This is a genomic window from Pseudomonas sp. GW821-FHT10B02 (assembly GCF_059415665.1).
On record NZ_JBWKNR010000013.1, the window covers coordinates 137,556 to 163,200 of the forward strand.

The window sequence follows — 25,645 nt, forward strand, 5'->3', positions numbered from 1 at the left end:
TGGGAGCCGGCTTTGCCAGCGATCGACCGCATAGCGGTCGCAATAATTTCAAGGCAACTCGATTCGCTCGCTTTCCCCCGGCACCTTCGGCCAATCGCCAGCCGCCCAGCGCGCCCGGGCCTGCTCGATCAGCGCCGGATCACTGGCCACGAAGTTCCAGTTCATCCGCCGTGGCCCGTCCAGGGCTGCGCCGCCGAACAGCACCAGCTGGCTCTCACTGTCGGCATACAAACTCATTTCCTCGCCTTCAGGCAATACCACCAGGCTGTGGGGCTCGACGGTTTCGTCGTTGAGGCTCACTTCACCGTCCAGCACATACAGGGCGCGCTCGGCATGCTCACTGGGGATGGTCAGGGTAGTCGCAGCCTGCATCTGCACCAGGGCATAGAGGGTCGGCGACAGCACCGGCACCGGAGACTCCAGACAGAAGCCGCTACCGGCAATCATGCGGATGTTCACGCCCAGGTTATCGCTGACCGGCAGGGTTGCAGCCGGGTGGTGGCTGTAATGGCCGGGCCCCTGTTCCTTGTCTTTGGGAGACGCCAGCCAGACTTGCAGGCCATGCAGGCGTGAGCCCTTTTCCAGCAGGTCCGCCGGCGTGCGCTCGACATGGGCAATGGCGCTACCCGCGGTCATCCAGCTGACGTCCCCGGCCTTGACCCGTTGATCCGAGCCAAGGCTGTCCTTGTGCAGGATCTCGCCTTCGAACAGGTAGGTGAGGGTAGAAAGGCCGATATGCGGATGTTGACGGATGTTCACGCCATTGCCGGCGGTGTAATCGGTTTCGAGCATGTGATCGAAGAACACGAACGGTCCGACACTGCGACATTGTGCCGACGGCAGTGGGCGCAGGATCGGTTGGCCCTCGACGGATTCGGCGCGAGGGTGGATGACCAGGGGATTGCTCACGGTGGGCTCCAGGCCGGGGATGATGAGCTTGAGCATAACCTGTTACAGGCAGCGTCTGAACTGCACTGCGGCTTGACCGGTCTACCCTGTCTGAATCGCCAACAAGGAATACGCAATGTTTGCCAGAAGTCTGGGCTGGATCGTGTTGATGGGGCTGAGCCTGCAAAGCGTGCAGGCGCGGGACTATCGCTACAGCGATGCACACCTGCACTACGTAGACTTCTTTCAGGAAAGCGAAGGCATGGATGCATTGCTCAAGGCCATGGACCAGGCGCGCATCGATCAGTCGATGATCTCCGGTGTGGCGGTGGCGAAAAAATGGCATGAGGATGAACCCAAGCGCCCGCGTTATTACGCCGGTGACGATGCCGATGCCTATTGGTACAGCGCCACCGATATTTATGTCGCCGCTGCATTGGAAAAACTCGAACCCAGGCAGCGTCAGCGCTTTCATCCGTTCCTGACCGGCTTCAACCCGGTGGACAAGAATGCAGTGGCGCATATCGAGCGGATGCTCGAACTGTACCCTGGGCTCTGGCAAGGTATTGGTGAAGTCTTTACCCGGCATGACGATCTGACGGCGCTGACCAGTGGCGATACGCCACGGGCCAACAACGAAGCCATGACCCGTATCTATCACCTGGCGGCCGAGCAGGACCTGCCGGTGTTGATCCATTCCAACATCACCTCCAAGCGTGAGCGCAATCCGCTGTACCTGGCCGAAATCGAAGAGCCGTTGCGCAATCATCCGCACACCCGCTTCATCTGGGCGCATGCCGGCAGCAGCATGGAAATCCACCGTCACCAGACCCGGCTGGATTTCCTCCTGCCGACTCTGTCGCGTCTGCTCGAGTCCTATCCCAACCTGTACATCGACCTGTCCTGGAGCGTCCTGCAGCCTTATCTGCTGGACGAGCAGGGCAAACCCAGGGCTCAGTGGCTGACGCTGGTCAAGCGCTTCCCGGAGCGCTTCATGCTCGGCTCTGACGTGGTCGGACGGTTCGACAGCCTGAGTGAGCAGTTGCACGGCTTCGATCCTTTTCTCGATGCCTTGCCAGCGGATGTGGCGCAGAAGGTTGCGCGGGACAATTTTCTCGCGGTACTGCCGAAGCAACGCTAGGGGCGCCGCTGTCGGATGTGCAGTTGTCATCAGTCTGTCATGCCAGCGTCATAGCCTGCCGCCATCAATCCTGATGGAGTGCATCATGTTTTTCAGTCGTTTCAGTGCGGTGTGCGGGCTTTTGCTGGTCAGTGGCCTGGCCGGTGCAGAGGTCCGGGTCGAAGGCCCGATTGAATATGGCCTGTTTGAAACCCGTCACCAGAATTTTCAGCCCGGTGAGCGGGTGCTGACCCAGAGCAACCAGACTATCCAGTCCACCGACCAGATTCCGGCGCGCCTGGGCAGCAAGTTTGGCATGCGTTACCGTCTGGAAGGCAAAGTGGCGGACGACACGCCGCTGACCCTGTTGTACTTCACCCCTGGGGTGCGCACGCCGGATGGCAAACGCCACGACAAATTTGAAGTGGTGCAGAAGCTGGTGCCTGGGGCGGCCCAGGATGTCATGGCTTACGAGTTCACTGAAAACCACGAAGTAGTGCCGGGGCAATGGCATTTCATGGTCTTTCAGGGTGACCGTCTGCTCGCCGAGCAGCGTTTTACCGTGCGCTGAGCAGAGTGCGCCTGCCGTCGCGATGAGCAGGCATTTTGATATCATGTTTTCGTCTAAGGCAAATCTTCCACGGCCCGATATCGTCTAGAGCAAGGGACAGCTGCATCCTTGTGCAGCGCTTTTGGAGGGAGCCGGAAGATGAACTTGAGAAGCATGAATATCGCGCCCAGGGCGGGCCTGGGCTTCGGTTTGGTGGCCTTGCTGGTGCTTGCCTTGGGGGTTTTCGCCCTGATGCAGATGACCAGCATGCGCCAGCAGTCCGAGCAGGTCGACAGCAACTGGTTGCCCAGTGTCGTCGCAGTGGGGCAGATGACCCAGGACACTCTGCGCATTCGCGCCCTGACCCTGCGCTTGCTGATCAATCGCGACCCGCAGTCGCTGCAGCAGAACAAGGCGCGCATCGAGGACATCAAGGCCGGCCTGAGCAAGGCGCAACAGCAGTATCAGGCGCTGATTGTCCTGCCTGAAGAGCAGTCGCTGTTCGATCGCTATTTGAAGATCGAGCAACAGTACATGGGGTTGCAGGCTCAGGTGACCCAGTTGTCGCTGCAGGGCCAGGTCGATGCCGCGACCGCCGTGGTCAACGGCGAAATGAACCAGCTGGCCGACCAGCTCACCGCCACGCTCAACGAACTGATTGCGCTCAATAACCACCACGCCAACAAGGCTACCGACCTGGCCGCAGCCGTGTACAGCAACGCTCGGGTCTGGGTGATCGCGCTTTTGCTCGGCGCGTTGGTGATGACCGTTATCCTGGCGCTGACCCTGACCCGCAGTATCGTTCGCCCTTTGGCCCAGTCACTGCAGGTGGCCGAGATAGTGGCCACCGGCGACCTGACCCCGCAGATTGCCGTACAGGGGGCGGACGAACCGGCGCGGCTGTTGGCGGCGCTCAAGCAGATGCAGCAAAGCTTGCGCGAGACCATCGGGAGAATTTCCGATTCCTCCAGTCAGTTGGCCTCGGCCTCCGAGGAGCTCAGCGCCGTGACCGAAGATGCCACGCGCGGCTTGATGCAGCAGAGCCAGGAGATCGAGCAGGCGGCTACGGCGGTCAATCAGATGACCACGGCGGTGGAGGAGGTGGCGAGCAATGCGGTGGCCACCTCCGAAGCATCGCGCGAATCAGACCGCATTGCCCGCCAGGGCCGGGAGCAGGTGCGTCTGACCGTGGTTTCGATCGAGTCGCTGGCGGCAGGCGTGACCTCCAATGCCGAGGAGGTTGGGCAACTGGCGCAGCAAGTGCACGGTATAACCAAAGTGCTGGATGTGATCGGTGCCATTGCCGAGCAGACCAACCTGCTGGCCCTCAATGCCGCGATCGAAGCGGCCCGGGCCGGGGATGCCGGGCGTGGTTTTGCCGTGGTGGCGGATGAGGTACGGGCCTTGGCGCATCGCACGCAACAGTCGACCCGGGAAATCGAGCAGATGATCCATGGTATCCAGCAAGGTACCGAGCGCGCGGTGGAGGGCATGCAGCAGAGTAACGAGCGTGCCCAAAGTACCCTGGAAGGTGCACATGCCGCGGGGGCGGCGCTGGAAGAGATTGCCGCGGCGATCAGCCTGATCAACGAGCGCAATCTGGTGATCGCCAGCGCGTCCGAACAGCAGGCACAGGTGGCGCGGGAGGTGGATCGCAACCTGACCAATATCCGCGATCTGGCGTTGCAGACCTCGGCGGGGGCCAATCAGACCAATGCGGCGAGTCAGGCGTTGTCGCAGTTGGCGATTGATTTGAATGGCTTGGTGGGACGATTTTCGGTATAGCAGGGGCTGCTGCACAGCCCATCGCTGGCAAGGCCAGCTCCCACAGGGTTATGTGTTGTGCTTGGTTTTGTGGGAGCCGGCCTTGCCGGCGATAGGGTCGGCAGAGTCCCCAGGGCGGACAAACAAAAACGCCCCGACGAGTCGGGGCGTTTCAGCATAAGGGGCTAGCCCTTACTTGCCTTCCCAGCGCTTGAGCACCAGGGTGGCGTTGGTGCCGCCGAAACCGAAGCTGTTGCTCATCACGGTGTCGATCTTGGCGTTTTCGCGGGTTTCACGCAGAACCGGCAGGTCAGCCACTTCTGGATCCAGCTCGTCGATGTTGGCGGAACCGGCAATGAAGTTGCCTTCCATCATCAGCATGCAGTAGATCGCTTCATGAACGCCGGCGGCGCCCAGGGAGTGACCGGACAGGCTCTTGGTCGAGCTGATGGCTGGTGCCTTGTCGCCGAACACTTCGCGTACACCCTTCATTTCGGCAACGTCGCCAACCGGCGTCGAGGTGCCGTGGGTGTTCAGGTAGTCGATCGGGGTGTCGACGGTGGACAGCGCCTGCTGCATGCAGCGGATGGCGCCTTCGCCGCTTGGGGCAACCATGTCGTAGCCATCGGAGGTCGCGCCGTAGCCGACGATCTCGGCGTAGATTTTCGCGCCACGGGCCAGAGCGTGCTCCAGCTCCTCGACTACAACCATACCGCCACCGCCGGCGATGACAAAACCGTCACGGTCGGCGTCGTAGGCACGGGAGGCCTTTTCCGGGGTGTCGTTGCGCTTGCTGGACAGCGCGCCCATGGCGTCGAACAGGAACGACTGGCTCCAATGCTCTTCTTCACCACCACCGGCGAAGACGATGTCCTGCTTGCCCATCTGGATCTGTTCCATCGCGGTACCGATGCAGTGCGCACTGGTGGCGCAAGCGGAGGCGATGGAGTAGTTCAGGCCCTTGATCTTGAACGGGGTGGCCAGGCACGCCGAAACGGTGCTGCTCATGGTCCGGGTGACGCGGTACGGGCCAACGCGCTTGACGCCTTTTTCGCGCAGGATGTCCAGCGCTTCCATCTGGTTCAGGGTCGAGGCGCCGCCGGAACCTGCGATCAGGCCGGTACGCGGGTTCGACACTTGCTCTTCGGTCAGGCCCGAATCCTTGATCGCGTCGGCCATGGCCAGATAGGCGTAGGCGGCAGCGTGACCAACGAAACGGAAGATCTTGCGGTCGATCAGTTCTTCGAGGTTGAGGTCAATGGAGCCGGAAACCTGGCTACGCAGACCCATTTCGGCATATTCCGGGTTGAATCGGATGCCAGGGCGGCTTGCACGCAGGTTGGCGGAGACGGTCTCTTTGTCATTGCCCAGGCACGAAACGATGCCCAGACCAGTGATAACGACGCGGCGCATGCGGATAACCCTTAGAAGTTGTCAGTGGAGGTGAATACGCCGACCCGAAGGCCTTCGGCGGTGTAGATCTCACGGCCGTCGACGCTGACCGAGCCATCGGCGATGGCCATGTTCAGCTTGCCCTTGAGGACGCGCTTGATATGAATGTTGTAAGTGACTTTCTGGGCGGTCGGCAGGACCTGGCCGAAGAATTTCACTTCGCCCGAACCCAGGGCACGGCCACGGCCCGGCAGGCCTTGCCAGCCGAGGAAGAAGCCAACCAGCTGCCACATGGCGTCCAGGCCCAGGCAGCCCGGCATTACCGGATCACCTTCGAAATGGCAGGCGAAGAACCACAGGTCCGGATTGATATCCAGCTCGGCGACCAATTCACCTTTGCCGTACTTGCCGCCTTCCTGGCTGATGTGGGTGATACGATCCACCATCAGCATGTTCGGGGCGGGCAGTTGCGCGTTACCTGGGCCGAACAGCTCACCGCGACTGCAGCGCAGCAGGTCTTCCCGAGTAAAGGCGTTTTGTTTGGTCATGCGAGCTCCTCAATAATCCCCGTGCGGCAGGGGGGCAAATCTTCCCGGCCGACCCAAAACGCTTGTGCTTGGGGCGGCAGCCTACACATAGACTATTGCGTTGTAGTGAAAGTCACAGCGCACGGGGCAAAGAAGTACACTTGTGCACTGAAATTTTATTTTCAGGCCTGCAAAGCAGCCTGTCCAGTCCATAAGACTGCCGCAATTTCAGATTAATCGCCAGTCGCAGCTGACTGATCGGGCAGCCAACGCTGCAGAATCTGCTGCAGATCAGTCCGTTTGAACGGCTTGGCGAGGTAATCGTTCATGCCGGCGCTCAGGCAGCGTTCGCGATCACCCTGCAAGGCGTTGGCGGTCAGGGCGATGATCGGCATGGCGGCCGCCTGGGGCAACTGGCGGATGCGCCGGGTGGCTTCATAGCCATCGATGATCGGCAATCGGCAATCCATCAGGGTTGCGGCAAAGCGCTGACGGGCAACCTGCGACACTGCCTGGGCACCGTCCACGGCAATCTGCACCTCGTACCCCAGGCTGCGCAGCATGGCTTCGATCACGGTCTGGTTCACCGGATTGTCCTCCACCAGCAGGATTTTCCGGCCAAGACCTGCTTCTTCCTGCTCGCTGTTCTGGCTGGGCAGGCATGCCACTGGCTGCACCGACAGCGTCAGCGGCATTTCCAGGGTAAAGGTCGAGCCCTGGCCCTGACGGCTTTCGCCGCGCAAGGTGCCGCCCATGCGTTCTGCCAGCGTGCGCGCAATCGACAGGCCCAGGCCGGTGCCGCCGTAACGCCGGGAAATCGAGCTGTCGGCCTGCTGGAAGGCGACGAACATGGTTTCCAGGCGCTCGTTGTCGATGCCGATGCCGGTGTCGTGTACCGCGCAGGCGAACCAGATCAGCTGGCGGTCGAGCACCTGCCAGCGGGGTTCGATGCGGACGCTGCCTTGCTCGGTGAATTTCAGCGCGTTGCCCACCAGGTTGAGCAGGATCTGGCGAATCCGCGTCGGGTCGCCGACCACCTGCAATTGCTCCATGCCGGGTGGCAACAGCAGTTGCAGATTCAAGCCGCGCTGGGCGGCCAGGTGCTGGAAGGATTGCGCACAGCTGCCGATCAGTTCACCGAGGTTGAAGTCGATGTGCTCCAGTTCCAGGTGGGTGCGCTCGATCCGCGAGAAATCGAGAATGTCGTTGATCACCTTGAGCAGGTGGCCGGTCGATTCACTGGCCACGGCGGTGTATTCGACCTGCTCCTCGCTCAAGGTCGTGGTTTCCAGTAACTGCAGCATGCCCAGTACACCGTTCATGGGGGTGCGCAGTTCATGGCTCATCATGGCCAGGAAGTCGGATTTGGCCCGGTTCGCCTGTTCGGCTTCTTCACGGGCCTGGATCAGTTGCGACATCGCCTGCTGCTGCTCATGGCTGGCCTGGGCCAGTGCGCGGGCCAGGTTGTTGATGTGGCGGGCCAGGTGGCCGAGTTCACTGTCATCGACCACCGGCAAGGGGGCATTGAAGTCGCCTTGCTGAATGGCCTTGACCGCATGGCCCATGTCGCTGATCGGTTTGGCCAGGCTCAGGGCCAGGCGGCGGGCCAGCAGGAAGGTAAAGAGCAGGGCGAACAGGGCCAGGATCCCGGCCTTGATCACGATTTCCTGCTGGCGCTGGCTGAACGCGTCATTGGACATACCGACGATGACCCGGCCCAGGTAATCATCATCGATATGTTTCAAGGGTTGCTTGCCGTTATGCAGGAAATCGTTGTCCAGGCGGATCTGCTGCAGACGGATAGGGGCCTGGAACACCTCGACCTGCTGGGCGCGGTTGTCGTGTTCGTCCGGCTGTTCGACGTACACCAGAATATGGTTGCTGCTGTCCTGTACCTCGAGAAAGCGCACATGCGGGATGCTCAAGGTGGCGCGCATCAGGCTTTCCAGCACTTCGTCGTTACCGGCGATCACGCCGTACTCGGACGCTGGTGCCAGCTGGTTGGCGATCAACTGGCCGGTGTGATTGAGCTCCTGGCGCAGATCCTGGATCCGCACGAAGGTAAAGAAGCTGATCAACAGCAGCGTCAGCAGCAGGGCCGGGCCCAGGCTGATGATTTGCGTGCGGGTATGAATGTCCCAGCTCAGACGACGCCTCATGGTCTGCGTTCTCCTTCGGCCAGCGCCAGTGCGGCGCCTTCGGGATCGATGGTGCCGATGCCCAGGGCGCGGGCGACCTGCTGGTTGCCGACGACTCTGAAATGTTCGGGATACAGGGCGCGTGGCCACTTGCCTGGCGCTTGATCGAGCAAGCGGTCCAGCACCGCCAGCCAATCGTCCTGATTGCTCAAGGTGCTGGCCAGGGCGCCGGCGCGGACAAAGCCCGCGTTGGGGCCGATCAATGCCATTTGCCGCCCGTAGCTGCTGAGCAGCAGGCTCTTCGCGGTCTTGGAGTTGTACAGCTGCAGATCGTCGATACCCAGCAATACATCACTGCTTTGCAGCAGGGTTTGCAGCGGACGATTGTCGCGCAGGTCGGGCCAGGGTTCGGCAATGATTTCAAGGCCCATGGGCTTGGCGGCGCGGCGCGCTTCTTCGACCAGGAAGCGACTGTGCTCGGCGTAGAGCACGCCAATCCGCCGGGCCTCAGGCAGCAGGTAACGGGTCAGGCGTAGCTGACGGTCCAGCGGCGGATCGCTCCACAACAGGCTCAGGTAAGCCGGGCGCAGCTTGCCCAGGCGCTGTTCGGCCTGGACCCGGCTGACCCGCATGGCCAGTGCTGGCGGTCCTGCTGTTTCACTCAGGCGCCATTCCAATCCGGCGCTGTCGAGCAGGATCAGGCGCACGGATGGATTGAGCCGGGACGGGCGGGCAAGCTCGGTGACCGGAACGAAGTGAACAGTGTCGGCAGGGCGGCGTTCGCGCAGAGCCTCAACGAAATGCTCGACACCGGGGCTGTCCTGGCTGCCGGTGAGAAGGATCTCACTGGCCCAGAGCATTCCCGCCGGCCACAAACAGACCAGCAGCAGCCAGCGCCGCAGCATGCGCATCAGAATTCCAGCTCCGCACTGAAGTACACAACGTGACGGCTGTCGTAGCGGTTATCTGCAAAGGTCGTGGGCTCGTCGTCCAGGCGCTGCTGCACGACACCCGCCAGTTCAAGCTGGGTGCGCTGCCAGCGCAGCTGTTTGGCCACGCGCAGGTCGACACGCTCGAAGCGGTACTGGTTCAGTTCATCGTCACCATAGTAGAACAGCGCGCTGGACCAGCCTCGCCCCCAGTCGCGCAGCCAGCCGGCCGAGCCACTGTTGTGCGCGCTCAGGCGGCGATCGGCGGGGTTGCTGGCCCAGGCGTCGACATGGGCGTAGGTCAGGCGCCAGCGATCGGCGGGCGTCAGGCGCCAGTCCAGTTGCGCTTCACTGCCGCTGAAGCGGGCCTTGTTGCTGTTGCTGGCGATGTATTGGTTGTTGCGCAGCGGCTCGCTGATCATGCCGGTGATTTCGTCGTAGAACAGCTTGAGGTCAACGCTGAGGTCGGCGTCGGCGAAGTAACCGTTATAGCCCAGTTCCCGCGAGCGCATCCGTTCCTGTTCGAGGTCGCCCGGCCCACGGGTCTTGACGAAGTACTGGGCACTGTTCTGGCCGAAAGCGCCCGGGCGCAGGTTGTTGACCCGATAACTCCAGTTGACGTTGTTTTCGAACATATCCGGTGAGCGTACCGCTTCGGAGTACACCGCGCGCAAACCGTGGCGCGGGGTGATCAGGTAGTTCACCGCCAGGCGTGGTGTGAGCGAGCTGCCGGAGAGCCGGGCGTCTTCGTACATCGCTCCGCCCTGGACAATCCAGTGTTCGTCGGCGCGCCATTCCAGGTGGCCGAACAGGCGCCAGGTGCTGTCGTCCAGGCTGCCGTTGAAGAAGGTCTGCGAGTCGGCGCGGTCGTAGCGGTAGTTGGCACCGCTGACCAGGCGCAGGTTGTCGGACAGGCTGAAGGTGTCCTGCAGCTCCAGGTCGTAGCGCGTTTCCCGGGTGCTCTGGTCGATATCGCCGCAGACCTGGCTGGAGCCTCCATTGCGCCATTGTTGCTGCACCTGGCGGCCCAGCATCTGTTCATCGGTGCTGCCCCTGGGGATTGGCGAACGAATGTTACGGGCCACTTGCTCCGCGTAGTTCGGATTGAGCTGCCACAGGCGGGTCAGTTCCGGGCTGAACGACAATGCCGCATCACACGCACGCCAGACCTGCTGCCGATCCCAGTGCTGGGCGGAGCCTTGCAGATAAAGGCTGTGGTCGGGGTTCAAGTCAATGTTCCAGCGCACCGAACCGGCATAGTCCTTGGCCTTGGCGTCGGAATTGTCGCCACTGGCAGTGACGCCGTAGAACACTGGCTGGTAGGTGTACGGGCGCTGGTTGCTGCCTTCCTTGGCAGCGAACTGCCAATCCAGGCTCTGATTGCTTGCCAGGCTGTGGCTGACGCTCAGGTTCAGGCGGTTGAGGCGACGGCTGTCGCGGTAATCCTGGCCGTTGCGGGTTTGATCGAAACCGTCATCCTGCATACCGGACAGCGACAGACGCAGGTCGCCGCCGTCCCAACCGCTACCCTGGCTGGCATACCAGTCATTGATACCGCGTTGGCCACGGGTCACTTTCAGCCGCGTACCCTGGCTGTCGACCGGTTTGCGCGTAAGAATATTGACCACTGCCATCAGTGCGTTGGCGCCATAGCTGACGGTATTGGGACCGCGAAAGACCTCGATGCGCTCGATATCTTCCATGGCCAGGGGAATGTCGCTCCAGTCCACCGTGGCCAGCCCCGCGCGGTACACCGAGCGGCCGTCAATCAGCACCTGCATGCGCCGGGCGTCGTTAGCGTTACTGCCGTGGTAGTTGACGGAGGGCTGGTTGCCAGCGCCGTAGCCGATCATCATCCCCGGCACCAGGCGTAGCAATTCGGGTATGTCGCGGGCGCCGCTGGCGCGGATCAGTGCGCTGTCGAGCACGGTCATGCTGCCTGGCACGGCCGCCGGTGACTGTTTGAGCCGGGTGGCGGTGAGCACTTGGGGCAGGGCCTGGCTGTCGACGAACAGATCGTCAGCCAGCGCGGCACCGCCGAAAAAAGCAGTCAGCAGCAGGAGGGGGCGTGAAGCCGGGGGGCCAAATGACACGGTGCGGCCTTGGTAGCGAATTCAAACCGGGCATGTTAACCGAGTGGCCAGCATTTTTCAGTGCTGTATGGCGCGATATCGCAGTCAATTCATACAACTGACGCTGGCTCTGGCACGGGCGCTCCGTATAATGCGGAAGTCGCCACTTTAATTGGTTTTAACGGATCGGATATGACTGAACAGCAGCCTGTTGCAGTGCTTGGAGGCGGGAGTTTCGGCACCGCCGTGGCGAATCTGCTGGCGGAAAACGGCATCGGCGTACGGCAATGGATGCGCGACCCCGAGCAGGCCGAGGCCATGCGCAGCAACCGGGAAAACCCGCGTTACCTCAAAGGGGTGAAAATTCACCCGGGCGTTGATCCGGTCAATGACCTGCTGGCGACCCTGCAGGACTGTGAGCTGATCTTCGTCGCCCTGCCTTCCAGTGCCTTGCGCAGTGTGCTGGCGCCCCATGCGCAGCTGCTGAGCGGCAAAATGCTGGTCAGCCTGACCAAGGGCATCGAGGCGCAAAGCTTCAAGTTGATGAGCCAGATTCTCGAAGAAATCGCTCCCGAGGCGCGCATCGGTGTGCTGTCGGGGCCGAACCTGGCCCGCGAAGTGGCAGAGCACGCACTGACCGCCACCGTGGTTGCCAGTGAAGACGAAGCGTTGTGCCAGCGCGTGCAGGACGTGCTGCACGGGCGCACTTTCCGCGTGTATGCCAGCAGCGACCGATTCGGTGTCGAACTGGGCGGGGCGCTGAAGAACGTCTACGCGATCATTGCCGGCATGGCGGTGGCCTTGGGCATGGGTGAGAACACCAAGAGCATGCTGATCACCCGCGCCCTGGCGGAGATGACCCGCTTTGCGGTGAGCCAGGGCGCCAACCCGATGACCTTTCTCGGTCTGGCCGGGGTCGGCGACCTGATCGTCACCTGCTCTTCGCCCAAGAGCCGCAACTATCAGGTTGGTCACGCCCTGGGCCAGGGTTTGAGCCTGGAAGAGGCAGTCAGCCGTCTGGGCGAGGTCGCCGAAGGCGTCAATACGCTCAAGGTACTCAAGGTCAAGGCTCAGGAAGTGCAGGTATACATGCCATTGGTAGCGGGCTTGCATGCGATTCTTTTCGAAGGCCGGACCTTGACCCAGGTGATCGAGCTGCTGATGCGCGCCGAGCCGAAAACCGATGTCGACTTCATCTCCACCAGCGGTTTCAACTGAGTACAGGAGCAAGACATGAACGAATCCCCGAGCCAGTCGCAACGCGAGTCCATCATCCTGCGCGTGTTGTGGATGCTGGTATTCCTGGTGATCTGGCAATTGGCCGAACTGCTGCTGGGCGGCCTGGTGCTGGTTCAACTGATCTACCGCCTGATCTATGGCGCGCCGAGTGCCAGCCTGATGAACTTCGGTGACAGCCTCAGCCAGTTTCTGGCGCAGATTGGCCGTTTCGGCAGCTTCCACAGCGACCAGAAGCCTTGGCCGTTCGCCGACTGGCCGGCACCGCGTGCGCCAGAAGGTGAAGTCGCCCATAGCGTACCGCCAGCGCCGCATCCGGTACGTGACGAGGAGCCCAAGCTGTGAAGCTCTGGGTGTTGCGTCATGGTGAAGCCGAGCCCCGGGCCAACAGCGATGCCGAGCGCCGGCTGACCGCGCATGGACGTGAGCAGGTGCTGCGCAGCGCCGCAGAGCTGCTCGGCCAGCCGTTACAGGCGATCTTCGCCAGCCCGTATGTGCGGGCCCAGCAGACCGCCGGGCTGGTGCACGAGGCGCTAGGGTTTGATAAACCGCTGCAGACAGTCACCTGGCTGACCCCGGACACCGATCCCCAGGAGGTCATTGCCGAGCTGGACAAGCTGGGCCTGGAGCAGGTGTTGCTGGTCAGCCATCAGCCGCTGGTGAGCTGCCTGGTCGGCATGCTGGAGCAGGGGCACCGGCAGGGGCCTTCTATGTCCACGGCGAGCCTGGCCGAGCTCGAGGGTGACTGGCCACTGGCTGGATTGATGACCTTACGCAGCCTTTCCCACCCCTGAGCCTTCAGCGCGCTGCAGGCCACTGATCGACCTGACATATTTTTCAGTTGTCGATCAGGGGTCGGCTTGTTAGCGTTCGCCAACGTCGCGGGCAGGGTGGCCCTGGGGATCAGGCAATGAGCAGCAAGTATCCGCAATTGGTGTATTCGGCAGACCTCGGGCCGACATTGGCCAAAGTACAAGATGACCAGGTTCTGGACTTTGCCGAGTATCGTCTGCTCCAGGCCAGTGCCGATGCCAAGCTCGGCTACCTGTTGAGCAGGTTCGAAGGCCAGTACGAGCTGGGGCAACTGCGTCAGGCCAGCATTCGCATGGCGCATCTGTTGCAGAGCAGTTGCCTGGCATTACGTCAGCTCGATCTCGCCCCTGAAGACAAACGCCGCGCCCGTGAAGCCCTGGAGCAGCAACTGGCGTCCATGCAGGCTTGCCTGCGGCGCTCCATGGCCAGTTTTGGCGAGTATTGACCTGATTGCCCTTGGCGATGGCTTTTCCGGACATTGCCGGGTGCGGGCTGCTTGCCGACAATGGACCATCACTCCCCTACGGACAGGCGGCCATGTCGCAGCAAATCTTCTTCGCCCATGCCAACGGCTTTCCTTCGGCGACCTATGGCAAGCTGTTTGCCGCGCTTGCACCTGACTACCGGGTGTTCCACCTGCCACAACACGGCCATGACCCGCGCTTCCCGGTCGATGACAACTGGCAGAACCTGGTCGATGAGCTGATACATCACCTGCAGCAACAGCCCGAACCGGTCTGGGGCGTGGGCCACTCCCTCGGTGGTGTGTTGCACCTGCATGCGGCGCTGCGTTGCCCGCAGTATTACCGGGGCGTGGTCATGCTCGATTCTCCGGTGCTGACCCGGGTTGATCAGTGGCTGTTGCAGGCAGCCAAGCGCATGGGTTTCATCGACCGCATTACTCCGGCTGGACGTACCCTGGGGCGTCGCGAGGCGTTCGCTGACCGCGACAGTGCCCGGGCCTATTTCGCCAGCAAATCACTGTTCCGCCATTTTGATCCGGAGTGCCTCGACGCTTATCTGGAACACGGTCTGCAGGCGACCGAAGAAGGTTTGCGCCTGCGCTTTGATCCGGCGACGGAAATCAGCATTTACCGCAACATACCGCACACCCGCCCGGCACCGGCCAAGCGCCTGGAACTGCCACTGGCGATGGTGCGTGGCAGTAGCAGCCGGATCGTCAGGCATCATCACGCCCTGGCCGTGCGCGGCCTGCCTCGGGGTGAGTACCACAGTCTGCCGGGCGGTCACATGTTCCCGCTCGAACGTCCCACAGACACCGCGAGTCTGATCAAGGGGCTGTTCGAACGCTGGCAGCAGGTGTCGGGATGAATACGCAGATGGAAGAAGTCCGCCTGAGCCTGGGCCATGTCGAGCTGGCCGGGCATTTGTTCGGCCCTGCCGACGGAGTTCCGGTGATTGCCCTGCATGGCTGGCTGGACAACGCCAACAGTTTTGCCCTGCTGGCGCCTAAATTGCGAGGACTACGGATCCTGGCCCTGGACCTGGCCGGTCATGGTCACTCCGGGCATCGGCCGGCTGGCGCGGGATACGCCCTGTGGGATTACGCCCACGATGTGCTGCGTGCTGCCGAGCAAATGGGTTGGGAGCGCTTTGCCCTGGTTGGTCACTCGCTGGGGGCGATTGTCTCGGTGGTACTGGCCGGTTCGCTGCCCGAACGCATTACCCGCTTGGCGCTGATCGACGGAGTGATCCCGCCCACCAGTGGCCCCCAGGATGCCGCCGAGCGCATGGGCATGGCGTTACAGGCACAGCTGCGCCTGGACAGCAAACGCAAGGCCGTGCATCCAACCCTTGAGCAAGCGATCCAGGCGCGTATGAAAGGCCTGGTCGCGGTCAGTCGTGAGGCCGCCGAATTGCTCGCTCAGCGCGGCCTGATGCCGGTGCCGGGTGGTTACACCTGGCGTAGCGATAGCCGCCTGACCCTGCCATCTCCCACGCGCTTAAGCGAAGCGCAGGCCTTGAGCTTCGTTCAGCGCGTCGCCTGCCCAGCCATGTTGGTAGTGGCTGCCGACGGCATGCTCGCCCGTCACACCGCGCTGCTTGAGCAGCTACCCTTCACCCGCGAGGTCTTGCCCGGTGGGCATCATCTGCATATGAATGACGAATCTGGTGCAACCCTTGTTGCAGACTGTTTCAATCGCTTCTTTGGCATTCCTTGACTTGCGGCGGGCAACTGTCGAGGCTTGGCGGGTTGAACAGGGAGACAACCATGAACGAGCAAGACAACGCCACATCCTTTGAGCCCCTTGGCGCCGCCTACAGTGTGGCGTGCCTATGAATCTCAAACAATGCATCCGTACAACGATTGCCGGACTGGGCTTGTTCGTCAGCGCGCAGTCGCTGGCTGAAGGGCTGCCGGTGCCGGTCGATGGCAAAGTCGTCGATGAGCGTCCGGCGCAGGTGCAGGAGCGCGTCTATCCTTTGGGTGGTTTGCGCAAGATCAGTAACCAGCTGCGTGTCGAAGGCAAGATTGAAAGCCGTGGCGAGGTCAGTTCGGTCACCTATGAACTACCCCGCGAGCGTTCCGCCAATGAAGCGTTCACCGCGGCGCGCGAGGCTCTGCAGAAAGACGGCGGCTACCCGCTGTTCTGGTGCCAGGCGCGTGATTGTGGTGAAAACAGCCTGTGGGCCAACGAGGTGTTCAAGAACCGCCAGTTGTCTGGTTCGGACGAACAACAGGCGTTCATCCTGTTGCGCCGCTCCGCCGAGCAGAACAACACGTTGATCGCGCTGTACAGCATTACTCGCGGTAACAAACGTGCTTACCTGCATGTCGAGCAGTTTGTCGCCGAAGCGCCTCTGGGTGAACTGCTGCCAACGCCGGCCACGGTAATGCGCGAGCTGCTCGACACCGGCAAGCTGGACTACCCTGACCTGAGCGGTGAGCCATCCGAAGCCTGGGTCACCTTGCTCGGGCGTAGCTTGAAAAACAATACTACTTTGCGCGTGAGTCTCAGCGGCACTCAGGCCGAGGCCTGGCGTGAGCAACTGGTAAAGGCCGGAGTGCTTGCGGCCCGGCTGGAAGTGGGTGATGCCAAGACCGACGGTTTTCACGTCGAACTGATTCGCTAAGTGAGTGCTGCATGCCCAACAATGATCGCCTGCTAGTACAAATCATCTTGCTGGCCCTGCTCGGGGCTGGTCTCTGGGTGATGGCCCCATTCATGTCGGCGCTGCTCTGGGGGGCGATCCTGGCCTACGCCAGCTGGCCGCTGATGCGCCTGTTGACCCGAGTGCTGGGCGGTCGCGAAACCCTCGCCGCCGGCCTGTTGACTACCCTGTGGATACTGCTGGTGGCACTGCCGCTGGTATGGCTGGGCTTTAACCTGGCCGATCATGTTCGCGATGCCACTGCTTTCGTGCGTGACGTTCAGGTTGATGGTCTGCCGGACGCGCCGGACTGGCTGGCAGGCGTACCGCTGGTGGGCGAACGCCTGGTGCGTATGTGGAACACCATTGATCAGCAGGGCGCCGCCTTGTTGACCACAATCAAGCCCTACCTGGGCCAGGTCGGTAACTGGTTTCTGGCGCGTAGCGCGCAGATTGGCAGCGGCATGCTCGAGCTGACCTTGAGCCTGGTGTTCGTGTTCTTTTTCTACCGCGATGGTCCACGTCTGTCGGCGTTTGTCCTGCGTTTGCTGGATCGGCTGATCGGCGATCGCGCCGAGTATTACCTGGGTCTGGTCGCCGGCACGGTGCAGCGGGTGGTCAACGGCGTGATCGGTACCGCGGCGGCCCAGGCCGTCCTGGCGCTGATCGGCTTCATGATCGCAGGCGTGCCGGGGGCGCTGGTCCTGAGTATCGTCACGTTCATGCTCAGCCTGATCCCTATGGGCCCGCCACTGGCCTGGGTTCCGGCCACGGCCTGGCTCGCCTGGCAGGGTGAGTATGGCATGGCGGTGTTTCTCGGGATCTGGGGCACGTTCATCATCAGCGGCGTCGATAACGTGCTCAAGCCCTACCTGATCAGCCGGGGTGGCAACCTGCCGTTGGTGATCGTGCTGCTGGGGGTGTTTGGCGGCTTGCTGGCCTTCGGTTTCATCGGTCTGTTCATTGGCCCGACGCTGTTGGCCGTCGCCTATGCGCTGTTGCTGGATTGGTCGCGCAGCGAGCCGGTGGCACCGCCACATCCCTGATAGGCGTGTTGCTCAGAGCTGCGGGGCGGTGTTTTTCACCACCGCCAGCTCTGGGTGGGCCACCAGCTTATCGATGTGCAACTCGTCGTTGTTCATCCAGGTTTCGGTCAGCACCCGGTAATGCTCCATGTCGCGGCAGCGCATGCGCAGGCTGTAGTCGAAATGGCCGCTGATCAGCTGGCAGTCGAAGACTTGCGGGCAGGCGTTCACACAGGCTTCAAACGCTTTTTGTGCCGCGCGCCCGCTCTGATTGGACAAAGCCACCAGCACCAGCAGCGACAGCCCGGGCGACACCTTCTGTACATCGATGATCGCGCTATAGCCGCGTATCACCCCGCGTCGTTCCAGCTTGCGCACGCGCTCAAGGCAGGGGCGGGGAGTGAGGTGCACCAGCGAGGACAGTTTCTCGTAAGTGATGCGCCCGTCATGGCGCAGCACTTCGATGATTGCTTCGTCGATCCGGTCCAGCGGTGGTGCGGCGTGTGGGCTGTTGACCTTGGTATCCATACAGGTTCGGCTTCACTTCAAACGGTGGGTGACGCTGAATATGGTACGACCTTCCTTGGTCAGCGTCTGTACCCCCCATTGAGCAGCCGAACCCGCGCGGGTTCAGGCGCTTTTCTTGCGGGTGTCGGCAAGCGGCTGGCGCAGTACGGCGAACAGGTCCTTGGGATTGGCAAGCTCCGGTACCAGGGCAAGTTCATGGCCGATGTTCAGCGCCTTGGCGACATCGAACACATAACGCAGAGCCGAGTAGTCTTCCAGAGCAAAACCGACCGAGTCGAACAGGGTCACCTGATCAGCGCTTTCGCGGCCGGGCGCCTGGCCGTTGACCACTTGCCAGAACTCCGTGGTTGGCGAGTCCGCGGGCATTTGCTGGATCTCGCCTTCGACACGGCTTTGCGGTTCGTATTCGACGATCACTCGCGCGCGATCGACGATGTCCCGGTGCAGTTCGGTCTTGCCCGGGCAGTCGCCGCCAACGGCATTCAGGTGCATGCCTGACTCGATCATGTCCGGGGTCAGGATGGTGGCGAAGGCCTTGTCGGCGGTCACTGTGGTGACGATATCGGCGCCGCGAACCGCTTCGGCCACGGAACCGGCGATGCTCACCCGCAATTCCGGGAATGCCCTGAGGTTGGCGACCAGCTTGGCGCTGGCCTTGGGGTCGAGGTCGTACAGGCGGATTTCATCGATACCCAGCAGGGCATGGAAAGCCAGGGCCTGGAATTCGCTTTGTGAGCCGTTGCCGATCAGTGCCATGCGCCGGCTGTCCGGGCGGGCGAGGTAGCGGGCAGCCAGGGCTGAAGTGGCGGCGGTGCGGATGGCGGTGGTCAGGGTCATTTCACTGAGCAGCACCGGCGCGCCGGTATCAACGTCGCCGAGGGCGCCGAAAGCCATCACTGTAAGCATGCCGCGCTGGGTGTTCTTGGGATGACCGTTGACGTATTTGAAGGCGTACAGGTTGCGGTCGGACACCGGCATCAGCTCGATCACGCCATCGGGCGAGTGGTTGGCCAGGCGCGGGCATTTTTCGAAGTCGTGCCAACGCAGGTAGTCCTCACGGATGTACTCGGCCATTTCGCTGATGCAGGTGCTCAGGCCTTTACGCGCAACCAGGCGGCTGAGGTCAGTCACATCGATATAGCGGGTCATGATGAACTCCTTTGTTATTGGCATCGAGGCACGTATTCGGGGGCAGTGTGCCTATTGTCGATGCAGCGCCGGGTACATCTCGGCTGAAGCGTGGCAGGTGCTCAGCGGCTTCAGCTGAAATATGCGATTTGACAGCGGAATCGGCTGTTTGGCTTCCGGCGATACTCAGCCCTCGGCCTGACCCTGGGCGTGCAGGCGTTTGTAGAGGGTGGTGCGACTGATGCCCAGGTCGCGGGCCAGGGCTGAAACGTTGCCCTTGAGCGCTTGCAGGCGCAGGTTCAGGTCGTGCTCATCGGATACGCAGGGCGGGGAAGGCTCGACTGTTTGCGAAGCAGGCAGCGCGCTGAAAAAACTGTCCGGCAGGTGCTCCAGGGCGACGGGTTGCTGGCCGGCCAGGGCCAGGGCGACCTGCAGGGTGCTGGCAAGCTGACGCAGGTTGCCCGGCCACGGATGCTGTAACAGATGCTGCAGTACCTTGTTGTCCAGCTGTGGGGGCGCGTCGGCATCGCGGTAGTGCTGGTGGATCTGCTCGATCAGTGCCAGGCGATCACTGCGTTCGCGAAGCGCTGGCAAGGTCAGGCTGAGGCCGGCGATTCGATAGTACAGGTCCTGGCGGAAACGTCCCTGGCGCACCCGTTCGGACAGGTCCTGGTGGGTAGCGGAGATAACCCGGATATCCACCGGTACCGGATCGCCACTGCCCAGCGGCTGGATACAGCGGGTTTGCAGAAAACGCAGCAAGCGCGCCTGGGTTGGCAGTGGCATGTCGCCGATTTCGTCGAGAAAAACGATGCCATGTTCGGCCTTGCGGATCAGGCCAGGGTTACCTTTGTGGTGGGCACCGGTGAACGCGCCTTTTTCATAGCCGAACAGCTCAGACTCTACCAGCTCGGCCGGAATCGCTGCACAGTTCACCGCGATCAACGGCTGGCTGCGGCGGCTGCTGGCTTCGTGCAGGGCCTTGACGAAGACCTCTTTGCCAACCCCGGTTTCGCCCTGGATCAACAGTGGAATGTCCTTCTCCAGCAACAACCCCGCCTGGCGCAGGGCTTTGGTTATACGTGGATCGCAGTCGGCGGGTGGCTGACGGTTGCTAGCGGCCGAGGGGCTTGTCAGCGGCTCACGCAACAGGCAATGAAAGCGATTGCGCCCGGGCACCTGCACGGCAAAAGGCTGCCCTGCAGCATGCTGCAACAGCTCCGGCAGCGGTGTCTGGAACAGGTGTTCAAGACTGTGCTGCAAGGCTGGTTGACCGAGTAGGCTGTCCGCCCGGCGATTGGCGGCCAGGATACGGCCGCGGTCATCGAACAGCAGCAGCCCGGCCCACTGGCTGTCGAGGTTGTTCGAGCCGGTATTGAAACTCAATTGTCGGTACTGTCCGGCATAGCGCGCGATGATCAGGCGGTTTTCCAGGCTCTGGCTCATCATCCGCACCATGCCCAGGGTTTGCGAGGCAGGCAGGTAGCTGTCGCTGGACACATCCAGTACGCCGATCAGGCGCCGTTCGGCGTCGAACAGCGGCGCGGCGGCGCTGGCCATGTAGCGGTTGCGCTTGAGAAAGTGCTCATCCTGGCCCACATGCACCGCCTCGCTGCAGGCCAGGGCGGTGCCGATGGCATTGGTACCCACCCCCTGTTCAAGCCAGCGGGCGCCGGCGACAAAGCCGTGCTGCTGACGCGGGTCGATAAAACGCCGGGTGCCCCAGGTTTCCAGAAGCTGGCCCTGGTCATCGCTGAGCATGATCAGGTAGCTGGAATTACCCAGCAGATGATTGAACTGCGGGATCACCTCGTCACGGGTGGTGCGCAGCAGGATCTGCTGGCGTTCGAGCAACTCACTCAGGCAGGCAGCGGAGAGGTCACCGAAGTCGGGAGCTGACTGATGGTCGAGACCGTAGTCGCGGCAGCGCGCCCAGGAGGCCTGGATCAATTGGTCATGGGATGCAATGGAGACGGCCATGGGCGTTTCCTCTGCCAGCGTTGTCGTTTTTGTGTGAACCAGTGTTGTTCAGTCCTGTTCATTGTCAATGTCAGGGCTGTTCAGGTGTTCAGCGGTTACTGTTCATTTCTGTTCAGGTGTGAATCGTCAGTTGCCATGGCGAAAGAAAAAGTGGCGCCGCGACAACGACTTATCGAAGGTCGCCAGCGCTGGCACGAATATGGCTCTGCAGCGAAGGCCTGTCCGATAACAACAATCAGGGCCGCCCCATGTCGCTTACGCTGGAGCACGTCAGCCGCACCGTCGACAACCAGCGCTGGATTGTCGATGCCAGCCTCAGTTTCGAGCCGGGCTCGTTCAATGTCCTGCTCGGTCGCACCTTGTCCGGCAAGACCAGCCTGATGCGCCTGATGGCCGGGCTGGACCGCCCTGACCAGGGGCGGGTGCTGATGAATGGTGTAGATGTCACAGGCCGGCCGGTGCGTCAGCGCAATGTGTCGATGGTCTATCAGCAGTTCATCAACTACCCGACCCTCAGCGTTTTCGAGAACATTGCTTCACCGCTTCGTCAGGCGCGTATGAACGAAGAGGAGATTCGCCACAAAGTGCATCAGACGGCGCAGATGCTGCGCATCGAGCCCTTCTTGCAGCGCCTGCCGCTGGAGCTGTCCGGTGGTCAGCAGCAACGCACGGCCATGGCTCGTGCGCTGGTCAAGGATGCCGAGCTGATCCTGTTCGACGAGCCACTGGTCAACCTGGATTACAAACTGCGGGAAGAACTGCGCCAGGAGATGCGCGAACTGTTCGCTTCCCGCCATTGCATTGCCGTGTATGCCACCACCGAGCCGAACGAGGCATTGGCCCTGGGTGGCACCACCACCATCCTGCATGAAGGTTGCATCGTGCAGAGTGGTGCGACTGCTCAGGTCTATCACCAGCCGCGTACGGTGCTGGCTGCCGAGTTGTTTTCCGAGCCGCCGATCAATCTGATTGCCGGGCGCATCAGCGGCAATGAAGTGAGTTTCGCCGGGGCTGTGCATTTCGCCATGAACGCCGACCTGCGCCGTATCGGTGATGGTGAATACCGCTTTGGCGTGCGTCCCAGCCATATCAGCCTGGTGCCGTCGAATGACGATGACCTTGAGCTGGCGGTGCTGGTGGAGCTGGCGGAGATCAGTGGCTCGGAAACCTTCCTGCATGTGCGCAGCGAGCACTTTCGCATCATCCTGCATCTGTCCGGGGTGCACGAGTATCACGTCGATGCGCCAATTCGGGTGTTTATCCCGACCCACAAGCTGTTCGTCTTCGACAGTGCAGGGGTGTTGGTCCAGGCGCCGGGCGCGCGTGAAGCGAGGGTCGCCTGATGGCCGAAATTCGCCTGCAGCAGTTGGCCCACAGCTACAGCCGCACCCCCGCCAGCGCCGATGACTATGCCTTGCGCGAGCTGGAGCATGTCTGGGCCCAGGGCGGCGCCTATGCCTTGCTCGGGCCTTCGGGCTGCGGCAAGTCGACCTTGCTCAATATCATTTCCGGGCTGCTCAGTCCCTCCCAGGGCCAGGTGTTGTTCGATGGCAAGGTGGTCAATGAGTTGTCGCCGCAGGCACGCAATATCGCTCAGGTTTTTCAGTTTCCGGTGGTGTACGACACCATGACGGTGTTCGACAACCTGGCTTTCCCTTTGCGTAACCAGGGCATGGACGAGGCCCGGGTGCGTAGCAAGGTGGAGGAGATCGCCGAGGTGCTCGAACTCGGTCCGGCGCTGAAAAAGAAGGCCCGCAACCTCAGTGCCGATGAAAAGCAGAAAGTCTCCATGGGCCGCGGCCTGGTGCGCGATGACGTTTCCGCGATCCTCTTCGACGAGCCGCTGACGGTGATCGACCCGCACCTGAAATGGAAGCTGCGGCGCAAGCTCAAGCAGATTCATGAGCAGTTCAATATCACCATGATCTACGTGACCCACGATCAGCTCGAGGCCTCGACCTTCGCCGACAAGATCGCGGTGATGTACGGCGGACAGATTGTCCAGTTCGGTACGCCGCGGGAACTGTTCGAGCGACCGCGGCACACCTTTGTCGGCTATTTCATCGGCAGTCCGGGGATGAACCTGATCGATGTGCAGCCGCAGCCGGGCGGTGTCGGTTTTGCCGGTGTCCATCTACCGCTGCCAGAAGCATTGCAAGCGCGTCTGGCCAGCACGCCGGTTGCGCGTTTGCAGGTAGGGATCCGCCCGGAGTTCGTACAGGTGCGCGAGGCGCCATTTGATGACGCTTTTACCGCCCGGGTGGTGGATGTCGAAGACCTGGGTACCTACCGGATTCTGACCCTCGAACTGGGCGCAGTGGCCCTCAAGGTGCGCCTTGGGGAAGACCGCGTGGTGCCGCAGGGGCAGGCCTGGATCAGTTTTCCGGCGCAGTGGCTGATGCTGTATGCCGACGACGTACTGCTGGAGGCCGCACCATGAACAAGGTGCCCAACAACAAGGCCTGGTGGCTGGTGTTGCCGGTGTTCCTGCTGGTGGCCTTCAGCGCGGTGATACCGATGATGACCGTGGTCAACTACTCGGTGCAGGACATTTTCGACCAGTCCAGCCGCTATTTCGTCGGTGCCGACTGGTATCGCCAGGTGCTGCAGGATCCGCGTCTGCACGATTCCTTGCTACGTCAGTTTGTTTATTCGGGCTGCGTGTTACTGATCGAAATTCCGTTAGGGATCGCCATTGCCCTGACCATGCCGACCAAGGGGCGCTGGTCGTCGCTGTGCCTGATCGTCATGGCTATCCCGCTGCTGATTCCGTGGAACGTGGTTGGCACCATCTGGCAGATCTTCGGCCGTGCCGACATCGGCCTGCTCGGGGCGTCGTTGAACCAGCTGGGCATCAGCTACAACTACGCAGCCAACACCATGGATGCCTGGGTTACGGTGCTGGTGATGGATGTCTGGCACTGGACTTCGCTGGTGGCGCTGCTGTGTTACTCGGGGCTGAGGGCGATCCCGGATGTCTATTATCAGGCCGCGCGTATCGATCGCGCGTCGGCCTGGGCGGTGTTCCGGCATATCCAGTTGCCGAAGATGAAGAACGTACTGCTGATCGCAGTGATGCTGCGCTTCATGGACAGTTTCATGATCTACACCGAGCCCTTCGTGCTGACAGGAGGCGGACCGGGCAATGCCACCACCTTCCTCAGTCAGACCCTGACCCAGATGGCGGTAGGGCAGTTTGATCTGGGGCCGGCCGCGGCGTTTTCGCTGGTGTATTTCCTCATCATCCTGCTGGTGTCGTGGCTGTTCTACACCGCCATGACCCATGCCGACAAAGACTAGGAGGGTGGCCATGAACCTGCGCAAAACGCTGCCCTTGCTGCTCTACATCCTGTTTTTGCTGGTGCCGATCTACTGGCTGCTGAACATGTCGTTCAAGAGCAACACCGAGATCCTCGGCGGCCTGACCCTGTGGCCGCAGGATTTCACCCTGGCCAACTACCGGGTGATCTTCACCGACCCCAGCTGGTACACCGGCTACATAAACTCGCTGTACTACGTGTGCCTGAACACGGTGATTTCCCTGAGCGTGGCCCTGCCGGCGGCCTATGCGTTTTCGCGCTACCGCTTTCTCGGCGACAAGCACCTGTTCTTCTGGCTGCTGACCAACCGCATGGCGCCGCCGGCGGTGTTCCTGCTGCCGTTCTTCCAGCTGTATTCGTCGATCGGCCTGTTTGACACCCACATCGCCGTGGCCCTGGCGCACTGCTTGTTCAACGTGCCGCTGGCGGTGTGGATCCTCGAAGGTTTCATGTCCGGGGTGCCCAAGGAAATCGACGAAACCGCCTACATTGATGGCTACAGCTTCCCGCGGTTCTTCGTGAAGATCTTCGTGCCGCTGATTGGCTCGGGCATCGGTGTCACGGCGTTTTTCTGCTTCATGTTTTCCTGGGTTGAGTTGCTGCTGGCGCGCACCCTGACGTCCGTCAATGCCAAGCCGATTGCGGCAGTAATGACCCGCACTGTGTCGGCCTCCGGTATCGACTGGGGCGTGCTGGCCGCTGCCGGGGTGCTGACCATTCTGCCGGGCATGCTGGTGATCTGGTTTGTCCGCAACCATGTGGCCAAGGGCTTCGCCTTGGGCCGGGTCTGAGGAGACGCACGATGGACTGGATGGCCTGGACCCTGCCGACCGCCTTGTTCTTCTGCGCGATCGGCCTGTTGCTGGTAGGCATGACCCTGGCTGAATTGCGCCGGCCGTGTGTCGAGCGTCGTGGCTTTCTGCCGATTGCCACGACCCGCGGCGATCGGCTGTTCATCGGGCTTCTGGTCAGCGCTTACCTGCATCTGCTGATCATCGGGGTCAGTGACTGGAGTCTCTGGGTGGCCTCACTGCTGTCGGTGGTGTGGCTGTTGGTGGTGATGCGCTGGGGTTAACCGAACAGATTCGGTCAGGCTCCATGGGAATACTCAATCGGGAGAT

The 25,645-nt window shown here is 61.8% G+C and carries 25 protein-coding genes and 1 pseudogene; 17 read left to right on the forward strand and 9 right to left on the reverse strand.

The genetic code is table 11. From position 1 onward, the window contains the following. Positions 1-48: 48 nt before the first annotated feature. Complete coding sequence (locus tag AC07OF_RS19800) at positions 49-909, reverse strand: pirin family protein (RefSeq protein ID WP_157193376.1); 861 nt, start codon at positions 907-909, stop codon at positions 49-51. Positions 910-1,024: 115 nt separating this feature from the next. On the opposite strand from AC07OF_RS19800, the gene AC07OF_RS19805 reads away from it, so the two are divergent. From AC07OF_RS19805 to AC07OF_RS19820, 4 genes and pseudogenes are all read left to right on the forward strand, one after another. Beyond that, positions 1,025-2,029, forward strand: a complete 1,005-nt coding sequence (locus tag AC07OF_RS19805; protein ID WP_495073361.1) for an amidohydrolase family protein — start codon at positions 1,025-1,027, stop codon at positions 2,027-2,029. 85 nt (positions 2,030-2,114) lie between these two features. Further along, a complete protein-coding gene (locus tag AC07OF_RS19810) occupies positions 2,115-2,579 on the forward strand; it encodes a DUF3859 domain-containing protein (RefSeq protein WP_038613091.1) in 465 nt (154 codons plus the stop codon). A gap of 153 nt (positions 2,580-2,732) precedes the next feature. Further along, a pseudogene (locus AC07OF_RS19815) lies at positions 2,733-3,488 on the forward strand (MCP four helix bundle domain-containing protein); the annotation flags it as partial. 102 nt (positions 3,489-3,590) lie between these two features. Next, on the forward strand, positions 3,591-4,343 hold the full coding sequence (locus AC07OF_RS19820) for a methyl-accepting chemotaxis protein (RefSeq protein ID WP_410457962.1): 753 nt from the start codon (positions 3,591-3,593) through the stop codon (positions 4,341-4,343). Between the two features lie 171 nt (positions 4,344-4,514). Here AC07OF_RS19820 and fabB read toward each other — a convergent pair whose 3' ends face one another. From fabB to AC07OF_RS19845, 5 genes are all read right to left on the reverse strand, one after another. Further along, positions 4,515-5,735, reverse strand: a complete 1,221-nt coding sequence (gene fabB, locus AC07OF_RS19825; RefSeq protein WP_038613087.1) for a beta-ketoacyl-ACP synthase I — start codon at positions 5,733-5,735, stop codon at positions 4,515-4,517. Positions 5,736-5,746: 11 nt separating this feature from the next. Then, the gene (fabA, locus tag AC07OF_RS19830) at positions 5,747-6,262 is read right to left on the reverse strand and encodes a 3-hydroxyacyl-[acyl-carrier-protein] dehydratase FabA (protein ID WP_028945338.1); all 516 of its coding nucleotides are present in this window, start codon (positions 6,260-6,262) and stop codon (positions 5,747-5,749) included. 212 nt (positions 6,263-6,474) lie between these two features. Further along, a complete protein-coding gene (locus tag AC07OF_RS19835) occupies positions 6,475-8,400 on the reverse strand; it encodes an ATP-binding protein (RefSeq protein ID WP_157193372.1) in 1,926 nt (641 codons plus the stop codon). Continuing rightward, positions 8,397-9,290, reverse strand: coding sequence for an ABC transporter substrate-binding protein (locus tag AC07OF_RS19840; RefSeq protein WP_157193371.1), 894 nt, complete (start codon positions 9,288-9,290; stop codon positions 8,397-8,399). The genes AC07OF_RS19835 and AC07OF_RS19840 overlap by 4 nt, the downstream gene beginning before the upstream one ends. After that, on the reverse strand, positions 9,290-11,401 hold the full coding sequence (locus AC07OF_RS19845; protein ID WP_157193370.1) for a TonB-dependent receptor plug domain-containing protein: 2,112 nt from the start codon (positions 11,399-11,401) through the stop codon (positions 9,290-9,292). Before AC07OF_RS19845 ends, AC07OF_RS19840 begins: the two co-directional genes overlap by 1 nt. Before the next feature lie 171 nt (positions 11,402-11,572). On the opposite strand from AC07OF_RS19845, the gene AC07OF_RS19850 reads away from it, so the two are divergent. The 8 genes from AC07OF_RS19850 (at position 11,573) to AC07OF_RS19885 (ending at position 17,589) form a co-directional block, all read left to right on the forward strand. Further along, positions 11,573-12,598, forward strand: a complete 1,026-nt coding sequence (locus tag AC07OF_RS19850; protein WP_157193369.1) for an NAD(P)H-dependent glycerol-3-phosphate dehydrogenase — start codon at positions 11,573-11,575, stop codon at positions 12,596-12,598. Positions 12,599-12,613: 15 nt separating this feature from the next. Continuing rightward, positions 12,614-12,961: a DUF4389 domain-containing protein gene (locus AC07OF_RS19855; protein WP_157193368.1), complete on the forward strand. Its 348-nt coding sequence runs from the start codon at positions 12,614-12,616 to the stop codon at positions 12,959-12,961. Beyond that, a complete protein-coding gene (gene sixA / locus AC07OF_RS19860) occupies positions 12,958-13,410 on the forward strand; it encodes a phosphohistidine phosphatase SixA (RefSeq protein WP_157193367.1) in 453 nt (150 codons plus the stop codon). Before AC07OF_RS19855 ends, sixA begins: the two co-directional genes overlap by 4 nt. A gap of 116 nt (positions 13,411-13,526) precedes the next feature. After that, positions 13,527-13,874 carry a hypothetical protein gene (locus AC07OF_RS19865; protein WP_157193366.1) on the forward strand — a complete coding sequence of 116 codons (348 nt, stop codon included), beginning with the start codon at positions 13,527-13,529 and terminating at the stop codon, positions 13,872-13,874. A 92-nt stretch (positions 13,875-13,966) separates the two neighbouring features. Beyond that, on the forward strand, positions 13,967-14,761 hold the full coding sequence (locus AC07OF_RS19870) for an alpha/beta fold hydrolase (RefSeq protein ID WP_157193365.1): 795 nt from the start codon (positions 13,967-13,969) through the stop codon (positions 14,759-14,761). Then, a complete protein-coding gene (locus AC07OF_RS19875) occupies positions 14,758-15,612 on the forward strand; it encodes an alpha/beta hydrolase (protein WP_476445766.1) in 855 nt (284 codons plus the stop codon). Before AC07OF_RS19870 ends, AC07OF_RS19875 begins: the two co-directional genes overlap by 4 nt. A 115-nt stretch (positions 15,613-15,727) precedes the next feature. Then, positions 15,728-16,525, forward strand: a complete 798-nt coding sequence (locus AC07OF_RS19880) for a DUF4892 domain-containing protein (RefSeq protein WP_157193363.1) — start codon at positions 15,728-15,730, stop codon at positions 16,523-16,525. Between the two features lie 11 nt (positions 16,526-16,536). Next, complete coding sequence (locus AC07OF_RS19885) at positions 16,537-17,589, forward strand: AI-2E family transporter (RefSeq protein ID WP_157193362.1); 1,053 nt, start codon at positions 16,537-16,539, stop codon at positions 17,587-17,589. Positions 17,590-17,601: 12 nt separating this feature from the next. Here the strand turns inward: AC07OF_RS19885 and AC07OF_RS19890 are convergent, their stop codons facing one another. The 3 genes from AC07OF_RS19890 to AC07OF_RS19900 all read right to left on the reverse strand — a co-directional run bounded on the left by AC07OF_RS19890 (position 17,602) and on the right by AC07OF_RS19900 (position 21,204). Further along, the gene (locus AC07OF_RS19890; protein ID WP_038613062.1) at positions 17,602-18,096 is read right to left on the reverse strand and encodes an Lrp/AsnC family transcriptional regulator; all 495 of its coding nucleotides are present in this window, start codon (positions 18,094-18,096) and stop codon (positions 17,602-17,604) included. 102 nt (positions 18,097-18,198) lie between these two features. Further along, positions 18,199-19,245 carry an ornithine cyclodeaminase gene (gene ocd / locus AC07OF_RS19895; protein WP_495073362.1) on the reverse strand — a complete coding sequence of 349 codons (1,047 nt, stop codon included), beginning with the start codon at positions 19,243-19,245 and terminating at the stop codon, positions 18,199-18,201. Positions 19,246-19,410: 165 nt separating this feature from the next. Continuing rightward, complete coding sequence (locus tag AC07OF_RS19900; protein WP_157193360.1) at positions 19,411-21,204, reverse strand: sigma-54-dependent Fis family transcriptional regulator; 1,794 nt, start codon at positions 21,202-21,204, stop codon at positions 19,411-19,413. 248 nt (positions 21,205-21,452) lie between these two features. On the opposite strand from AC07OF_RS19900, the gene AC07OF_RS19905 reads away from it, so the two are divergent. From AC07OF_RS19905 to AC07OF_RS19925, 5 genes are read left to right on the forward strand one after another with little or no spacing between them, the layout of a single operon-like run. Then, positions 21,453-22,547: an ABC transporter ATP-binding protein gene (locus AC07OF_RS19905; protein WP_157193359.1), complete on the forward strand. Its 1,095-nt coding sequence runs from the start codon at positions 21,453-21,455 to the stop codon at positions 22,545-22,547. Then, positions 22,547-23,644 (forward strand): ABC transporter ATP-binding protein, encoded by a 1,098-nt coding sequence (locus AC07OF_RS19910; RefSeq protein ID WP_157193358.1) that lies wholly within the window; start codon positions 22,547-22,549, stop codon positions 23,642-23,644. Before AC07OF_RS19905 ends, AC07OF_RS19910 begins: the two co-directional genes overlap by 1 nt. After that, on the forward strand, positions 23,641-24,504 hold the full coding sequence (locus tag AC07OF_RS19915) for a carbohydrate ABC transporter permease (protein WP_038613055.1): 864 nt from the start codon (positions 23,641-23,643) through the stop codon (positions 24,502-24,504). Before AC07OF_RS19910 ends, AC07OF_RS19915 begins: the two co-directional genes overlap by 4 nt. Before the next feature lie 10 nt (positions 24,505-24,514). Continuing rightward, positions 24,515-25,315 (forward strand): carbohydrate ABC transporter permease, encoded by an 801-nt coding sequence (locus AC07OF_RS19920; RefSeq protein ID WP_038613054.1) that lies wholly within the window; start codon positions 24,515-24,517, stop codon positions 25,313-25,315. An 11-nt stretch (positions 25,316-25,326) separates the two neighbouring features. Then, on the forward strand, positions 25,327-25,599 hold the full coding sequence (locus AC07OF_RS19925; RefSeq protein ID WP_157193357.1) for a DUF2160 domain-containing protein: 273 nt from the start codon (positions 25,327-25,329) through the stop codon (positions 25,597-25,599). The last annotated feature ends 46 nt before the right edge of the window (positions 25,600-25,645 follow it).

What these genes read in the sequence shown, in the direction of transcription:
- AC07OF_RS19810 (WP_038613091.1), top strand. Translation starts at nt 2,115, where the DNA reads ATGTTTTTCAGTCGTTTCAGTGCGGTGTGCGGGCTTTTGCTGGTCAGT.
- AC07OF_RS19865 (WP_157193366.1), top strand. Translation starts at nt 13,527, where the DNA reads ATGAGCAGCAAGTATCCGCAATTGGTGTATTCGGCAGACCTCGGGCCG.
- AC07OF_RS19910 (WP_157193358.1), top strand. Translation starts at nt 22,547, where the DNA reads ATGGCCGAAATTCGCCTGCAGCAGTTGGCCCACAGCTACAGCCGCACC.
- AC07OF_RS19835 (WP_157193372.1), bottom strand. Translation starts at nt 8,400, where the DNA reads ATGAGGCGTCGTCTGAGCTGGGACATTCATACCCGCACGCAAATCATC.
- AC07OF_RS19870 (WP_157193365.1), top strand. Translation starts at nt 13,967, where the DNA reads ATGTCGCAGCAAATCTTCTTCGCCCATGCCAACGGCTTTCCTTCGGCG.
- AC07OF_RS19880 (WP_157193363.1), top strand. Translation starts at nt 15,728, where the DNA reads ATGAATCTCAAACAATGCATCCGTACAACGATTGCCGGACTGGGCTTG.
- AC07OF_RS19805 (WP_495073361.1), top strand. Translation starts at nt 1,025, where the DNA reads ATGTTTGCCAGAAGTCTGGGCTGGATCGTGTTGATGGGGCTGAGCCTG.
- AC07OF_RS19885 (WP_157193362.1), top strand. Translation starts at nt 16,537, where the DNA reads ATGCCCAACAATGATCGCCTGCTAGTACAAATCATCTTGCTGGCCCTG.
- fabA (WP_028945338.1), bottom strand. Translation starts at nt 6,262, where the DNA reads ATGACCAAACAAAACGCCTTTACTCGGGAAGACCTGCTGCGCTGCAGT.
- AC07OF_RS19875 (WP_476445766.1), top strand. Translation starts at nt 14,758, where the DNA reads ATGAATACGCAGATGGAAGAAGTCCGCCTGAGCCTGGGCCATGTCGAG.
- AC07OF_RS19905 (WP_157193359.1), top strand. Translation starts at nt 21,453, where the DNA reads ATGTCGCTTACGCTGGAGCACGTCAGCCGCACCGTCGACAACCAGCGC.
- AC07OF_RS19915 (WP_038613055.1), top strand. Translation starts at nt 23,641, where the DNA reads ATGAACAAGGTGCCCAACAACAAGGCCTGGTGGCTGGTGTTGCCGGTG.
- AC07OF_RS19840 (WP_157193371.1), bottom strand. Translation starts at nt 9,290, where the DNA reads ATGCGCATGCTGCGGCGCTGGCTGCTGCTGGTCTGTTTGTGGCCGGCG.
- AC07OF_RS19890 (WP_038613062.1), bottom strand. Translation starts at nt 18,096, where the DNA reads ATGGATACCAAGGTCAACAGCCCACACGCCGCACCACCGCTGGACCGG.
- ocd (WP_495073362.1), bottom strand. Translation starts at nt 19,245, where the DNA reads ATGACCCGCTATATCGATGTGACTGACCTCAGCCGCCTGGTTGCGCGT.
- AC07OF_RS19820 (WP_410457962.1), top strand. Translation starts at nt 3,591, where the DNA reads ATGCAGCAGAGCCAGGAGATCGAGCAGGCGGCTACGGCGGTCAATCAG.
- AC07OF_RS19925 (WP_157193357.1), top strand. Translation starts at nt 25,327, where the DNA reads ATGGACTGGATGGCCTGGACCCTGCCGACCGCCTTGTTCTTCTGCGCG.
- AC07OF_RS19920 (WP_038613054.1), top strand. Translation starts at nt 24,515, where the DNA reads ATGAACCTGCGCAAAACGCTGCCCTTGCTGCTCTACATCCTGTTTTTG.
- fabB (WP_038613087.1), bottom strand. Translation starts at nt 5,735, where the DNA reads ATGCGCCGCGTCGTTATCACTGGTCTGGGCATCGTTTCGTGCCTGGGC.
- AC07OF_RS19850 (WP_157193369.1), top strand. Translation starts at nt 11,573, where the DNA reads ATGACTGAACAGCAGCCTGTTGCAGTGCTTGGAGGCGGGAGTTTCGGC.
- AC07OF_RS19855 (WP_157193368.1), top strand. Translation starts at nt 12,614, where the DNA reads ATGAACGAATCCCCGAGCCAGTCGCAACGCGAGTCCATCATCCTGCGC.
- AC07OF_RS19900 (WP_157193360.1), bottom strand. Translation starts at nt 21,204, where the DNA reads ATGGCCGTCTCCATTGCATCCCATGACCAATTGATCCAGGCCTCCTGG.